Below are 14,147 nucleotides of genomic sequence, written 5' to 3'. Positions count from 1 at the left end.
ATGTATTCTCATCAAGGCAATCCCGTGTCCCCCAAGCTCCTCCTCGCCGAAGACGATCCCCGCCTGCGCCAGGACCTGGAACACCACTTCCTGCGCCGTGGCTTCAGTGTTCAAGCCTGCGAGAACGGCACCCAGGCCTTGAATGCGATACACCAGACACACTTCGACCTGCTGCTGCTGGACATCATGCTCCCGGGTGTCGACGGCCTCAGCCTGCTCGACGAACTGCGCCGGCACCAGGCCGTGCCGGTGATGCTGATGTCGGCCCTGGGTGCCGAGCAGGACCGCATCAGCGGTTTCACCCGTGGCGCCGACGACTACCTGCCCAAACCCTTCAGCCTGGCCGAGCTCGATGCCCGGGTCGACGCCCTGCTGCGCCGGGTGGCGCTGGACCGGCGCCCGCCCGCTCCGCGCAATGCCTGCGCACTGGACTTCGACACGGCCAACCATGATGTCGCGCACCATGGCCAGAACGCCGGCCTGACCGGTTCCGAGTACCGCCTGCTGATGACCTTGCAGGCCCACCCCGGCGAGGCGCTGAGCAAGGCTTTCCTATATCAAAGCGTCCTGCACCGGGCCTACACCCGCCTCGACCGCGGCCTGGATGTGCATGTCTGCAACCTACGCCGCAAGCTCGCCGCCATCGGTGCGGGGCACCTGGAGATCCAGGCCGTGCGTGGCCAGGGCTATATCCTGGTCGACCCGGGTAGCGCCTGATGCGCCGACATCCGCTGCTGTGGAAACTGGCGCTGCTGCAGGTGTGCTTCTGCCTGCTGCTGACCTGGCTGATCTGGACCTGGGGCCTGTCGGTGGAGCGCAGTACCTACTTCCTCGCCCCCGCCGACCGGATGTTCCTGGCCGGCTTCGCCGAACAGGCCGAGCAGGCCTGGCGCACGGACGGCGCCGTCGGCGTTGAGCGCCTGCGCCGCGAACTGGAAGTCCGGGAAGACACCTGGGTCGCCATCATCGGCCCGCACCTGCAGAGCCTCGGTACCACGTCGCTGAGCGCCGAAGAGGCCAGCCGCCTGACCTTCATGCGCAAGCTCGACTGGCCCATGAGCCGGCGCCTGCAGGACGAGTTGCCCTATGTGAGCATCGAGTTCCCCAGCCGCCCCCAGGAGGGTCGCCTGGTCATTCAGCTCCCCGAGCACCTGCTGCCGACCGGGTTGACCCCCTGGACCCACGTGATCACCCACGGCGTGGCCCCTGCCCTGCTCGCCTTGTTGCTGGGCCTGGCGTTGTACCGCCACCTGGTCGTGCCCCTCAACCGCCTGCGCGACCGCGCCGACGCATTGCGTGCAGACGACCTGGACGGCCCCGGCCTGCCCCTGCAGGAGCGTCGCGACGAACTGGGCGAGCTGGCCCAGGCCTTCGAGCACATGGCTGTGCGCCTGCGCAGGAGCCTCGACCAGCAACGCCTGCTGCTGCGCACCCTGTCCCACGAACTGCGCACGCCACTGGCGCGCCTGCGCATCGCCCATGACAGCGGCCTGCCCCCGGAGCAGTTGCGCCAGCGCCTGGACCGGGAAGTGGACGACATGCAGAAACTGCTGGAGGACACCCTCGACCTGGCGTGGCTGGACACCGAGCAGCCGCAACTGGCGACCGAGCCGGTGCTGGTGCTCTCGGTGTGGGAAGCGCTGGTGCAGGACAGCTGCTTCGAGAGCGGCTGGGCGATGGCGCGACTGCCCTGCTCGCTCGGCCTCGACTGCGTGGTGCAGGCCCACCTGGACAGCCTGGCCCAGGCCTTGGAAAACCTGCTGCGCAACGCCATCCGTCATTCGCCCGCCGGTGGCCAGGTCAGCCTGGAGGGCTGGCGCGAGGGCACGCACTGGCACCTGTGCCTGCGCGACCACGGGCCTGGGGTGCCGGAGGCGGAGCTCGAACCGATCTTCCAGGCCTATCGCCGCCTACCCGGCAGCGGCGCCGGTTTCGGCCTGGGCCTGGCCATCGCCCGGCGCGCCATCGAGCTGCAGGGCGGACGGCTCTGGGCGAGCAATGGCTACCCTGGGTTGTGCCTGCACCTGCTGCTGCCCGCGGCCGAAAGTGTTTAGAAAGTTAATGCGCTTTACTCTCAAATAAGAGCCATTACCATCTGTGATCTCTTGAAATCAGCCCGCCGCGCCGGAGATCACACATGTCGCCCCGCCCGCTTTGCCTATCACCCTTCCTGCTGCTGTCCAGCTGCCTGCTGAGCAGCGCCGTACACGCCGCCAACCAGCCCGCACCGATCGAGCTGGAAAGCCAGAACGTGGTGGCCACCGCGCTGGAAGAGACCAAGCAGGCGCCCGGTGTGTCGATCATCACCGCCGAAGACATCAAGAAGCGCCCGCCGGCCAACGACCTGTCGCAGATCATCCGCACCATGCCGGGAGTCAACCTGACCGGCAACTCCACCAGCGGTCAACGCGGCAACAACCGTCAGATCGACATTCGTGGCATGGGGCCGGAGAACACCCTGATCCTGGTCGACGGCAAGCCGGTCAGCAGCCGTAGCTCGGTACGCTACGGCTGGCGTGGCGAGCGGGATTCGCGCGGCGACACCAACTGGGTGCCGGCCGACCAGGTCGAGCGCATCGAAGTGATCCGCGGCCCGGCGGCGGCACGCTATGGTTCCGGGGCCATGGGTGGGGTGATCAATATCATCACCAAGCAACCGGCGGGCGAGACCCACGGCAACATGACCGTGTACCAGAACTTCCCGCAGCACGGTGACGAAGGCGCCACCAAGCGCGTGAGCTTCGGCCTCAACGGCCCACTCACCGACACCCTCAGCTATCGGGTGTACGGCAACGTGGCCAAGACCGACGCGGACGACTGGGACATCAACGCCGGCCACGAGTCCGCACGCTCCGGGACCCAGGCCGGCACCCTGCCCGCCGGCCGCGAAGGCGTGCGCAACAAGGACCTCAACGGCCTGCTGAGCTGGCGCCTGACCCCGGAGCAGACCCTGGAACTCGAAGCCGGCTTCAGCCGCCAAGGCAACCTGTACGCGGGCGATACGCAGAACACCAACTCCAATGCCAACGTCAAAAGCATGCTGGGCAAGGAGACCAACATTCTCTACCGCGAGAATTTCGCCATCACTCACCGTGGCGATTGGGACTTCGGCAGCAGCATGGCCTTCCTGCAATACGAGAAGACCCGCAACCAGCGCATCAACGAAGGCCTGGCCGGTGGCACCGAAGGTATCTTCAGCAACACCGACTTCTACACCTCGACCCTGCGCGACCTGACCGCCCACGGCGAGCTCAACCTGCCACTGCACGCCTGGCGCGACCAGACTCTGACCATGGGCAGCGAGTGGAGCCAGCAGAAGCTCGACGACCCCAGCGCCAATACCCAGACCACCAGCGAAGGCGGCAGCGTGCCCGGCCTGACCAGCAGCGGCCGCAGCACCAGCAGCCAGGCGCAGATCTTCTCGCTGTTTGCCGAGGACAACATCGAACTGCTGCCCGGCACCATGCTCACTCCGGCGCTGCGCTTCGATCACCACAGCATCGTCGGCGACAACTGGAGCCCGTCGCTCAACCTGTCCCACGCGCTGAGCGACACCCTGACGCTGAAGGCCGGCATCGCCCGCGCCTACAAGGCGCCGAACCTGTACCAGCTCAACCCCGACTACCTGCTCTACAGCCGTGGCCAGGGCTGCTACGGGCAGAGCACCAGCTGCTACCTGCAGGGCAACGCGCACCTGGAGGCCGAGACCAGCGTCAACAAGGAACTGGGCATCGAGTTCCAGGACAACGGCTGGGTCGCCGGCCTGACGTACTTTCGCAACGACTACAAGAACAAGATCGACTCGGGCCTGAGCGGCATCGGCCAGGCAGCCGGTGGCACCGGCGCCAACGCCAACGCCACCCTCTACCAGTGGGAGAACATCCCCAAAGCGCTGGTCGAGGGCCTCGAGGGCACCCTGACCATCCCGCTGAGCGAACAGCTGAAGTGGAGCAACAACTTCACCTACATGCTGCAATCGAAGAACAAGACCACTGGCGAGACCCTGTCGGTGACCCCGGCCTACACCCTCAATTCGATGCTCGACTGGCAAGCCTCCGACGACCTGTCGCTGCAGCTGAGCGTGGCCTGGTATGGCAAGCAGACGCCGAAGAAGTACGACTACCAGGGCAAGCGCGTGACCGGCAGCGCCAATGACCAGGTGGCGCCTTACGCCTTGGTCGGCGCCAGCGGCACCTACGCCCTGACAAAGAACCTGAGCCTGACTGCCGGCATCGACAACCTGTTCGACAAACGCCTGTACCGCGCCGGCAACGCCCAGGCGGTCAACGGCATCGAAGGCGCAGGCGCGGCGACCTACAACGAACCGGGCCGCACCCTCTACACCAGCCTGACCGCCTCCTTCTGAACCCAACCCGCCCCGCCGTTGCCTCGCACGATGCGACGGCGGTGTGTCATGGACGACACCACGAGAACGCCTGATGAAGATCCCGACCCTTGTCCTGGCATTGCTGCTGGCCGGTACGGCTTTGGCGCAGCCGCACCCCGAAAAGAAGATGGACACTACCCTGCTGCAGCGCCAGGACATGGCCTATCGCTTCAGCCACCTCGACCTGGACTCACGGGATGGCCAGCGCCATTACCGCCTGTGGATCGGCAAGCCCCAGCGCCCGGCACCCGCCAGCGGCTACCCGGTGCTGTGGATGCTCGATGGCAACGCCGCGATCAGCGCATTGGCATCGCAGCAGTTGCAGGCGCTCGCCAACGGCCAGGCACCGCTGCTGGTCGCCATCGGCTACCAGACCGACCAACGCATCGAGCGCTCCGCCCGTACCTATGACTACACACCAGTCGTACCTGGGCTGGCCGAGCAGCGCGATCCGCTGACAGGCCAGGCCATTGGCGGCGTCGATGCGTTCCTCGACCTGCTGGAGCAGCGCATGCGCCCGATGGTCGCCGCTGTGGCGCCCATCGACCCGCGACGACAGATGCTCTGGGGCCACTCCTATGGCGGGCTGGCGGTGCTGCACACACTGTTCGCCCGCCCATGGCTGTTCAGCGACTATGCGGCGGCCAGCCCATCGTTGTGGTGGAACGACGGCGCCATCGTGGCCGAGATGCAAGGGTTGCAGGGGAGGCTGGGCAGCCACCGGCCAGGCCTGCTGCTGATGCGCGGCACGCGGGAGCCGGCCAATCCCCGGGGGCCGCTGCAGGGCGATGTGCAACGACCTGCCCGGGCGCTGGTGGCCAGTCTGGCCGGAGTGAAGGGATTGTCAGTGACTTTCCAGCCATTCGACGGCCTGGACCACGGAGCAATGCTGCCGGCCTCACTGCGCTTCGTACTGGACAGGATGTCCAAGTCGGCTCAGTGAGGCGTAATTCGTTGTAGAAGCAGTTTTAGCCGCGATGCAAGCCAGGTGTTGTCTGGCACCCGCTTCGCGGGTAATCGCGGCTGAAGCCGCTCCTACAGATGCCGCGCGCCCTCATCCAGCTTGGCGCACGATGTCCCGCAGGAAATCATCCAGCAACCCGGTGTCACCACGCGTCACCGGCACCTCCCGCGCCTCATCCGCCCGCGCCAGCTCGGCCTCGATGAACCCATGCAGTACCTCGTCTCGCGGCCCGTGCTCGGCTTCGCCGCTGCGTCGTTTCACGGCCAGCAACGCATCGATCGGCGCCTGCAGGCGCGGGTCATCGACGGTGCGTGCCATCAACGCGGCGAACGCTGTCGGCGGCATGCCCAGGCCCTGGTCGATCCAGCGCACCGCCAGCAACGGTCGCAGCACATACAGGTACTTCTTGAAGCGCACCGTCTCGCCCATCAGGTAGCCACGCAGGTTCTTGCGTGCCATCGACAGGTAGTGATGGCGCACCGCGCGTGGCGAGTAGAACGCCTCGCCCAGCTCGCGCAAGCGCCTAGTAGCTTCGGCGTCGGTGCGATACACCAGCGGCGAGCCCAGCCACTCGAGCAGGCTCGGGTTGGCGCCGCGCATCAGACGCAGGGTCTTGCGCAGCTCCCAGCCGCTGATGTCCAGTTCGTCGCTCAGCGGCCGCTCGATCACGTCGCGAGGCTCGTCCACCCGCAGGTACCAGTCGTTGCGCGGCACGTAGACGAAGCGCACGTCGTAGTCGCTGTCGGGCGAGGCGAAGCCCCAGGCCCGGCTGCCGGACTCGCAGGCATAGAGCACGGTCACCTGGTGCTCGCGCTCGATACGTTGCAGTTCATCGAGCACCCGGGCGCGCATCGCCTCGGGCAGTGGGTGGGGGTCGTCCTGACACATGTCTTCGTTCCTTGTACTGGGCGCCACACGGCGCCCGTCTCAACCTTTCACACACACCACCTGACGCAGGGTGTGCACCACTTCGACCAACTCACGCTGGGCCTGCATCACCGCATCGATATCCTTGTAGGCCATCGGGATCTCGTCGATCACATCCTTGTCCTTGCGGCACTCCACATGGGCAGTGGCGCGCTGCTGGTCTTCGACCGTAAAGCGGCTCTTGGCCTTGGTGCGGCTCATCACCCGGCCCGCACCATGGCTGCACGAGCAGAACGATTCCTCGTTGCCCAGGCCGCGCACGATGAAACTCTTCGCGCCCATGGAGCCGGGGATGATGCCCAGCTGGCCCTTCTGCGCCGACACCGCGCCCTTGCGCGTCACCAGCACCTCGCGGCCGAAGTGCTGCTCCTTCTGCACATAGTTGTGGTGGCAGTTGACCGCCTCGAGGCTGGCCTCGAACGGCTTGCCCAGCACCTTGCGGGTGGCGGCGACCACCGCCTGCATCATCAGTTCGCGGTTGTGCCGGGCGAAGTCCTGCGCCCACTCCACCGCCTCGACATAGTCGGCGAAGTGCCGGCTGCCTTCCTCGAAATACGCCAGGTCGCGGTCCGGCAGGTTGACCATGTGCTGGCGCATGTCGGCCTGGGCCAGTTCGATGAACAGGTTGCCGATGGCGTTGCCGACGCCACGCGAGCCGCTGTGCAGCATGAACCAGACGCGGTCGGCCTCGTCCAGGCAGACCTCGATGAAGTGGTTGCCGCCGCCCAGTGTCCCCAGGTGTTGGCGGTTGTTGGTCTTCTCCAGGCGCGGATGCTTGTCGGTGATTGCCTTGAAGCGCCCGGCCAGGCCGCTCCAGACCTGGTCGGCGTAGTTCGGCACGTTGTCCCAGGCACCCTGGTCGCGACGGCCGAAGGTCTTGCCATGGGGCACGGCCTTCTCGATGGCTGTACGCAGGCCATGCAAGTTGTCCGGCAGGTCACGGGCATGCAGCGAGGTGCGCGCGGCGATCATGCCGCAGCCGATGTCCACGCCCACCGCCGCCGGGATGATCGCGCCCACGGTGGGGATCACGCTGCCGATGGTCGAGCCCTTGCCCAGGTGCACATCCGGCATCACCGCCAGGTGCTTGAAGATGAACGGCATCTTCGCCGTGTTCATCAGTTGCTTGCGGGCGTCGTCCTCGACCGGCACACCGTCGGTCCACAGCTTGATCGGCTTGCCGCCCGCCACTTCGAGTATGTTCATTACCTTGTTCCTTGTTGCGTACGTCGTGTCGCAAAGGGTCAACCCGCCTTGAGACTGACCATGCCATTCAATACCTGATCCAGGCCACCGAACACCGAAATCCGGTCGATGCGCTCGGCCACCCGCTCCAGGGTTTCCAGCTCTTTGAGGCGCAGGGCCGTCGGGTTGCCTTCCATCACCTTGGCGGTGTTGAGCAGCGAGCGGGTCGCCTGGGTTTCCTCACGCCGGCGGATCACGTTGGCCTGGGCAGCCTTCTCTGCCTCCACTACCTGCGCCAGCAGGGTTTTCATCTCGCCCGGCAGGATGATGTCGCGCACCCCCAGGCTGCTCACCTCCAGGCCACTGTCTTGCAGGTGCGCCAGCAGGTGCTCGGTGACGCTACCGTCGATGGACTGCTTGTCTTCCAGCAGTTCGTCGAGGGTGCGGGTGCCCACCGCAGCACGCAAACCGAACTGCAGTTCGCGGTACAGGTGCTCCACCGGTTTGCTCATCTGCCCGTGGGCGCCGAGTACATCGGTGTAGCGCCAGTTGGCCACCAGGCTCAGGCGCAGGCTGACCTTGTCGCGGGTGAGGATCTCCTGGCCGTTGACCTCCAGCGCCTGCAAGCGAGTGTCGACCATCTCCACCGCTACCTGGCTGCCGCAGCGCCAGTAGCCATGGCGGCCCGGCTCGAGCAACCCGGCTACCACGCCGTCGATCTTCAGCACACCGACATGGAACGCCGGCACCAGCGCCAGCAGCACCAGGTCCGTGCCGGCCACACCGGGGCGGTTCAGGCGGACCACCAGTTCATCGTCCAGGCGCCGGCCCTGATTCAGGTCGATGCGCTGCAAGCCATGCTCGACCTGGCCTTTCCAGTACAGGCGGCGACTGTCCGGTGCCAGCAACTCGACCATGCGGCCGTCCTCGAAACGCAGGCCGGCCTCGTGCTGCGCCAGGTCCATGGCTTCGAAATGCTGCTCGACCAGAGCTGGCTCCTGCCCGCGCAGGTACTGTGCCAGCGGGTGGTCGAACAGCGGGGATTGGAGGCTGAAGGTGGTCACCGTCAGCCGGTCTTGCCAGTCGAAACGCGAGTACTGGCCAGGCTCGAGAATCGACACGAAGTCGCCTTCGCTCATCAGCAGGCCACGTTCGTTTTTCTTCACCACAAAGCGTTTCAACAGTTTCATCTTGCTCATCCTTTTATCAATGTCCTTGGTTGCAGGGGTCGCTGACTCACCGAGCGCCGTGGGCGAAGCCTGGCGGAGTCCGGGGCCGGGAGCGCTTGCTCCGGCGGCCTTCATCGTTGCGCCAGGCCCGGCCGGCGGGCCGGGTGGGCCAGCGGTAGCCCAGGCGTCCTTCGCAAAAGCGGACCATCCTGGCCCTGGTTGCGTTGCCTGTGCCCCACCTGCGGGTGTTGCGTTTGTAGCTACCGTGGAGGGTAGTGCCGGGACTTGGCCCGGCGAGCGCCTCGCAAGCCTGTTCACAGGCTTGCGCCGCAATGACCGTTCGTTGCAGCGGCGGCATGCACGACACCGACACCTGAAGGTGGGTACGTGCACCGGCGGGGGTTAATATCCCCTGACCCGAGGGCCTGCCTGGCGATGCGGTCGAGAGGGATATAGCGAGCGGCGTGCCAGGTTTTCATTCGTTCTTGAAAAAACCGCATAACCAACTGATTTATAAGCATTTATTTCTTATTGCGCGTTAGCCGATACATTACAAGGTGTCTAACCGATTTAATTTTTCGTATATCCTGCGATATATATTTATCTTTTTGGATAATCACGGATGACCAAGCCTCTCGTCGCCATCGGTTTTCTCGGCACCACCCTCGACCGCAACGGCAAGGGTGCGGCGCGCTGGAACAGGTGGCGGCCAACCATCGGCCTGTGCCAGCAACCCGACCTGCCCCTGGACCGCCTGGAACTTATCCACGGCCCCGGCGCACGCGACCTCGGCCTGGCCGAGCGAATCCGCGCCGACATCCAGCAGGTCTCGCCCGGCACAGAGGTGCGCCTGCACCCGCTGGCGCTGCGCAACCCGTGGGATTTCGAGGAGGTCTACGGCGCCCTGCACGACTTCGCCAGCGGCTACAGCTTCGACACCGAGCACGAGGACTACCTGGTGCATATCACCACCGGCACCCACGTCGCGCAGATCTGCTGGTTCCTGCTCACCGAGGCGCGCTACCTGCCGGCGCGCCTGGTGCAGACCTCACCCTCGCGCAAGCACGACGAAAACAGCGACCCTGCCGGCATCGCCACCCTGATCGACCTCGACCTGTCGCGCTACGACCCGATCGCCTCGCGCTTTCGCCGCGAACAGGTCGAGGGGCAGTCGCTGCTCAAGTCAGGCATCGCCACGCGCAACCCGGACTTCAACCGCACCATAGAGCAGATCGAACGGGTCGCCCTGCGCTCGAAGGCGCCGATGCTGCTGGTCGGCCCGACCGGCGCCGGCAAGTCGTTCCTGGCCCGCCGCGTCCATGAGCTCAAGCGCGGTCGTCACCAGTTGGGCGGTCGCTTCATCGAGGTGAACTGCGCCACCCTGCGCGGCGACGGCGCCATGTCGACCCTGTTCGGCCATGCCAAAGGCGCCTTCACCGGCGCGCAGAACGCCCGCGACGGCCTGCTGCGCGCCGCCGACGGCGGCATGCTATTCCTCGACGAAATCGGTGAGCTGGGCGCCGACGAACAGGCCATGCTGCTCAAGGCCATCGAAGAAAAGCGCTTCTTCCCGCTGGGCGCCGACCGTGAGGTGGAAAGCGACTTCCAACTGATCGCCGGCACCCACCGGGACCTGCGCGCCAAGGTCGCCGACGGCTCGTTCCGCGAAGACCTGTTCGCCCGCATCAACCTGTGGACCTTCGCCCTGCCGGGCCTGGCCCAGCGGCGCGAGGACATCGAGCCGAACCTGGATTTCGAGTTGCAGCGCCACGCCCGTGAGCAAGGCCGCCAGGTGCGCTTCAACCTCGAAGCCAAGCGCCGCTACCTGGCCTTCGCCCACGCCAGCGAAGCACGCTGGGCCGGTAACTTCCGCGAGCTGTCGGCATCGATCACGCGCATGGCGACCCTGGCCGACAGCGGGCGCATCGACGAGGCACTGGTCGAGGAAGAGATCGCTCGGCTGCGCTATGCCTGGGGCCTGGAATCGGCAACCGAGCCGCTGCTGGCCGGCCGCGAACTGGACCTGTTCGACCAGGTACAACTGCAGGCGGTGATCGATGTGTGCCGCCGCGCCCAGAGCCTGTCCGAGGCCGGGCGCCAGCTGTTCGCGGTATCACGCCAGGAGAAGGCCAACCCCAACGACGCCGACCGCCTGCGCAAGTACCTGGCGCGGTTCGGATTGGATTGGCAGCAGGTGAAGGGTCAGGGGTGACCGTTGAATTGATCCAGTACGTGATTCAAGCGTGTACGGAACTCATCGAAGCTAGGCATTGTGATACGCAGGGGGTCGATATCGCCGTTTTCAATGGCTTCGACCAACTCCTGCGCGCTACTCCTACCATTACGTGCCGCATCCAGCATCGGCTTGAGCGGGGCAGGCGCGTCATCGTTTCCAGGGGCGCTCTCCAACTGTGCGCAATGCTCGTACTGAGGATCCCTGCACGCGCAGAGCAGCCACGCTTCGGACTTTGGCTGCGGAATCATCGGCACGCCCAACGATGAACCACCAGATTCGAAGCCATCCAGCATTGACCGCCATTTGGCGCGCCACTCCCTGATGGATACGGTGTCGCTGTCTCGGAACAGGACCGGAATCACCATCCTATCCGCCTGCATCTGACGCTCGACAGATAGAATGGCTAGACGCTGCGCATTCTCGTAGAAGAAGTTCGTTTCCTGCTCTTTGCGCTTTCCAGGCGCCCGAAACTTGCGGCCTGAATTCTTTTCCTTCACCTCTACGAGCGCTCGCTCGGAGATGAACTCGATCATTTCACACAGCAGTGCTGAGTAGTCACATCGATGTTCGAACAAGCGGTCTATGACATGAGTCATCGGCCCTGGCCTAAATACCCAGCCTTGCTCACCTGGCACATCCACACCAATATCCGAAGGCCCTTCTCCACTAACGAGCAGCAGCATCAGTGCTCTCCCTGAGCCAGCTTTTTGGTCAATGCAACAAGGTTGGTATCTACAAAGACCTCACCCGGCCCCATGACCCTCAACTTCTCGGCCATCGCCGGTATTCCGAAGAACGCAATAGCCCGGGTCCGCCCATCCTGCATTTTGTAGATCAGTTGCACCCCTTCGCGTGCAACTTCATCCTCGAGGTAGTTCAACACCATTGGGCTGTGCGTGGTCACCATGACTTGCTGGGGGGTGTTCACAAGGTGATCGAGCAAAAACTCGATCACTTCGGGGTTGATGCCATTTTCAACTTCATCAAACAGCATGAACTGGTGATCGGACAAGGTTTCGGCAAGGATCGCCATCAGGCGCAACATGCCATCGTTCATGTGCCGGGCTTCGGTACTGAAGCGATGATCGGCATAGCGCTCTTGGATGCTTAGCGACTTCCAGCCTGCACGCAAGGCCGACAGGTCGATGGCCTGGACCTGTGGATAAGGCCCCCCCAACAATTCGAGCAACCGAAGTTTGCTGGCTTCGGGCAAGGCGTGGAGAAATGAAGAAAACTTTTCGCCTGCAAAACCCAGCCCGCCATCAGCCTCACGTGACTTGCGGCGTAAATGCTGAGGTGACAGGGCATCCAGCGACGTGATCGTCGCGATAAAACGTTTGAACAGGCGCAACTGCGGGCTCACACTTTCTTCCTTGAGTTGCGAGAGCAAAGACCCTTGGTACTCGAATGCGATGTCCCCCGTCAGCCAAGCCCCCAACCCGTTCTGGTCCACTACAAACCGGCCGTCGTCGACCTTCATGACCACGGTGTCGTCAAGCTCGATACTTTCCTGGGTACAGCGCAGCAACGAGCGATTGAAACTTCCTCGCCATACCAACGCTGAGTTATCCAACGTGCAGCGCAGCTCGAAAGTTATATTGCTGGTCTTGCCTAGCTTGGACTTGAGGTCAGTCGCCTTCCACTCCCGACTCTTCAACCAGCCCGTAAGATCGCCACGCATCTGTTGCGACAGGAAGTCCATCGCCTGAAGAATTGTCGACTTACCGGCACCGTTCAACCCGATCAGACAGGTGAACTTGGTCAGTGATATCGAAAAACCAACCAGCGACTTGAAGTTGTCGATGGTCATGCGCTTGAGCTGAATCACTCCTGCACGCGATGTTTTCAACGGGTCACGCTCGGTCATGTCTAGTGTCTTCCCAGGCCCTGCAAATTCGCATGCCAAACGATAAACCTTTTTGGCTCAGGCGTCCCGCCTTCACCGGCCTTGGCCGCTTAACAGCGCGCATAAGCCGTAGGACGTTTCCCAATCGGAAACCAAATGCTTCGAGCCAAACAGGCTTGGGAAGTATCCTACGCGACTTGCCGAAGCTCCTCTGTTGTCGGGAAATCACCTCAGGAATAACGTCCCTGAGTCGCGATGTTTGCGGCCGGGTGTGAGAACGTTGATGAGTAATCGAGCATGTCCCTATGGCAGCCGTGCACGGGCAGACTTCGGTCTAGCCGAGTTTTCTTCACTCCCTCGGTTTCTCTCTTGCCCGCTGCATGGACTTGAGACATCGCTGCCTGGCACGGGCTACACCCGTGTTCGCAGGACAAATCGGGGCGCCGAACCGCCGCTCCCACAGGGATTGAGGAAAGACCGGCATCGACTTAAGCAGGGCTTGCCAGCGAATGGTCGGTTTGCGGTATGCTCCCCGGGTCTTCAGGGCGGGGTGAAAGTCCCCACCGGCGGTAAATCGAAAGATGAGCCCGCGAGCGCCCCGGCCATGCCGGGGGTCAGCAGATCTGGTGAGATTCCAGGGCCGACGGTCATAGTCCGGATGAAAGAAGGCGTTTGGCAGGGGCCGTCCAGGCGCCCTTGCGCGCGCATTTTGTTCGCCCCGAGACGTTCATCGATCATTCACGAGGAGCGTTTCATGTCCACCCCGCTTAACAAGCAATTCCCCAACGTCAGCGCCGCCATCGCCGCCTTCCAGGCCGGGCGCCCCGTGCTGCTGCTCGACGACGACGACCGCGAGGACGAAGCCGACATCGTCGCTGCCGCCGAGAACCTTTCGCTGCAGACCATGGCCATGATGATCCGCGATTGCAGCGGTATCGTCTGCCTGTGCCTGGACGAAGCCACCGTCGACGCCCTGCAGCTGGCGCCAATGGTGCAGAACAACCAGGCCCGCCACAGCACCGGCTTCACCGTCACCATCGAAGCCGCCGAGGGCGTCAGCACCGGCGTGTCGGCGCAGGACCGCATCACCACCATCGAAGCCGCGCTGCGCTCCACCGCGCAACAGCGCCACATCGTCAGCCCCGGCCATGTATTCCCCCTGCGCGCCCGTGACGGCGGCGTGCTGACCCGTCGCGGCCACACCGAAGGCTCGGTGGACCTGGCCCGCCTGGCCGGCCTGCGCCCGGCGGCGGTGCTGTGCGAACTGATGAACCCCGATGGCAGCATGGCCCGGGGCGAACAGGTGGCGGTGTATGCGCGGCAGTACAATCTGCCAGTGCTGACCATCGAGGAGCTGGCGCGCTATCGTGAGGCGATGGTGGAACTCGAGGCCGAGCCGGCCTGATACCTGGGCAAGCCCGCTCCCGATCAGC

At 64.3% G+C, this 14,147-nt stretch carries 11 protein-coding genes and 1 riboswitch; of the genes, 6 read left to right on the top strand and 5 right to left on the bottom strand.

Annotation, left to right across the window (positions count from 1 at the left end):
* Positions 1 to 24: 24 nt before the first annotated feature.
* From ACQ4OD_RS04090 to ACQ4OD_RS04075, 4 genes are all read left to right on the top strand, one after another.
* On the top strand, positions 25 to 717 hold the full coding sequence (locus ACQ4OD_RS04090) for a response regulator transcription factor (protein ID WP_139668183.1): 693 nt from the start codon (positions 25 to 27) through the stop codon (positions 715 to 717).
* The gene (locus ACQ4OD_RS04085; protein WP_139668181.1) at positions 717 to 2,054 is read left to right on the top strand and encodes a HAMP domain-containing sensor histidine kinase; all 1,338 of its coding nucleotides are present in this window, start codon (positions 717 to 719) and stop codon (positions 2,052 to 2,054) included. Before ACQ4OD_RS04090 ends, ACQ4OD_RS04085 begins: the two co-directional genes overlap by 1 nt.
* 83 nt (positions 2,055 to 2,137) lie before the next feature.
* The gene (locus tag ACQ4OD_RS04080; protein ID WP_139668179.1) at positions 2,138 to 4,366 is read left to right on the top strand and encodes a TonB-dependent siderophore receptor; all 2,229 of its coding nucleotides are present in this window, start codon (positions 2,138 to 2,140) and stop codon (positions 4,364 to 4,366) included.
* A gap of 73 nt (positions 4,367 to 4,439) precedes the next feature.
* Positions 4,440 to 5,330 (top strand): alpha/beta hydrolase, encoded by an 891-nt coding sequence (locus ACQ4OD_RS04075; protein ID WP_430943924.1) that lies wholly within the window; start codon positions 4,440 to 4,442, stop codon positions 5,328 to 5,330.
* Positions 5,331 to 5,441: 111 nt separating this feature from the next.
* Here ACQ4OD_RS04075 and ACQ4OD_RS04070 read toward each other — a convergent pair whose 3' ends face one another.
* From ACQ4OD_RS04070 to ACQ4OD_RS04060, 3 genes are read right to left on the bottom strand one after another with little or no spacing between them, the layout of a single operon-like run.
* Positions 5,442 to 6,239, bottom strand: coding sequence for a nucleotidyltransferase domain-containing protein (locus tag ACQ4OD_RS04070; protein WP_430943923.1), 798 nt, complete (start codon positions 6,237 to 6,239; stop codon positions 5,442 to 5,444).
* A 39-nt stretch (positions 6,240 to 6,278) separates the two neighbouring features.
* On the bottom strand, positions 6,279 to 7,484 hold the full coding sequence (locus tag ACQ4OD_RS04065; protein ID WP_198754406.1) for an RtcB family protein: 1,206 nt from the start codon (positions 7,482 to 7,484) through the stop codon (positions 6,279 to 6,281).
* Positions 7,485 to 7,522: 38 nt separating this feature from the next.
* Positions 7,523 to 8,653 carry a slipin family protein gene (locus ACQ4OD_RS04060; protein WP_139668172.1) on the bottom strand — a complete coding sequence of 377 codons (1,131 nt, stop codon included), beginning with the start codon at positions 8,651 to 8,653 and terminating at the stop codon, positions 7,523 to 7,525.
* Positions 8,654 to 9,254: 601 nt separating this feature from the next.
* Between ACQ4OD_RS04060 and rtcR the strand changes: the two genes are divergently transcribed.
* On the top strand, positions 9,255 to 10,844 hold the full coding sequence (gene rtcR, locus ACQ4OD_RS04055) for an RNA repair transcriptional activator RtcR (protein WP_430943922.1): 1,590 nt from the start codon (positions 9,255 to 9,257) through the stop codon (positions 10,842 to 10,844).
* Here rtcR and ACQ4OD_RS04050 read toward each other — a convergent pair.
* On the bottom strand, positions 10,835 to 11,551 hold the full coding sequence (locus ACQ4OD_RS04050; RefSeq protein ID WP_430943921.1) for a hypothetical protein: 717 nt from the start codon (positions 11,549 to 11,551) through the stop codon (positions 10,835 to 10,837). The two genes, rtcR and ACQ4OD_RS04050, sit on opposite strands and share 10 nt — an antisense overlap.
* Positions 11,551 to 12,735, bottom strand: coding sequence for an AAA family ATPase (locus tag ACQ4OD_RS04045; RefSeq protein ID WP_430943920.1), 1,185 nt, complete (start codon positions 12,733 to 12,735; stop codon positions 11,551 to 11,553). The genes ACQ4OD_RS04050 and ACQ4OD_RS04045 overlap by 1 nt, the downstream gene beginning before the upstream one ends.
* Positions 12,736 to 13,246: 511 nt before the next feature.
* A riboswitch (FMN riboswitch) is annotated at positions 13,247 to 13,388 on the top strand.
* 80 nt (positions 13,389 to 13,468) lie between these two features.
* Here ACQ4OD_RS04045 and ribB point away from each other — a divergent pair.
* Positions 13,469 to 14,119, top strand: a complete 651-nt coding sequence (gene ribB, locus ACQ4OD_RS04040; RefSeq protein ID WP_430943919.1) for a 3,4-dihydroxy-2-butanone-4-phosphate synthase — start codon at positions 13,469 to 13,471, stop codon at positions 14,117 to 14,119.
* Positions 14,120 to 14,147: the final 28 nt, after the last annotated feature.

Source organism: Pseudomonas sp. WC1, assembly GCF_050586565.1.
Classification (GTDB): domain Bacteria; phylum Pseudomonadota; class Gammaproteobacteria; order Pseudomonadales; family Pseudomonadaceae; genus Aquipseudomonas.
Note: the sequence above shows the minus strand (reverse complement) of the source record. Positions and strands in the feature narration are given on the sequence as shown.

Excerpts from the sequence above, each read along its gene's own strand:
- ACQ4OD_RS04085 (WP_139668181.1), top strand. The coding sequence starts at position 717 with ATGCGCCGACATCCGCTGCTGTGGAAACTGGCGCTGCTGCAGGTGTGC.
- ACQ4OD_RS04080 (WP_139668179.1), top strand. The coding sequence starts at position 2,138 with ATGTCGCCCCGCCCGCTTTGCCTATCACCCTTCCTGCTGCTGTCCAGC.
- ACQ4OD_RS04075 (WP_430943924.1), top strand. The coding sequence starts at position 4,440 with ATGAAGATCCCGACCCTTGTCCTGGCATTGCTGCTGGCCGGTACGGCT.
- ACQ4OD_RS04070 (WP_430943923.1), bottom strand. The coding sequence starts at position 6,239 with ATGTGTCAGGACGACCCCCACCCACTGCCCGAGGCGATGCGCGCCCGG.
- ACQ4OD_RS04065 (WP_198754406.1), bottom strand. The coding sequence starts at position 7,484 with ATGAACATACTCGAAGTGGCGGGCGGCAAGCCGATCAAGCTGTGGACC.
- ACQ4OD_RS04060 (WP_139668172.1), bottom strand. The coding sequence starts at position 8,653 with ATGAAACTGTTGAAACGCTTTGTGGTGAAGAAAAACGAACGTGGCCTG.
- rtcR (WP_430943922.1), top strand. The coding sequence starts at position 9,255 with ATGACCAAGCCTCTCGTCGCCATCGGTTTTCTCGGCACCACCCTCGAC.
- ACQ4OD_RS04050 (WP_430943921.1), bottom strand. The coding sequence starts at position 11,551 with ATGCTGCTGCTCGTTAGTGGAGAAGGGCCTTCGGATATTGGTGTGGAT.
- ACQ4OD_RS04045 (WP_430943920.1), bottom strand. The coding sequence starts at position 12,735 with ATGACCGAGCGTGACCCGTTGAAAACATCGCGTGCAGGAGTGATTCAG.
- ribB (WP_430943919.1), top strand. The coding sequence starts at position 13,469 with ATGTCCACCCCGCTTAACAAGCAATTCCCCAACGTCAGCGCCGCCATC.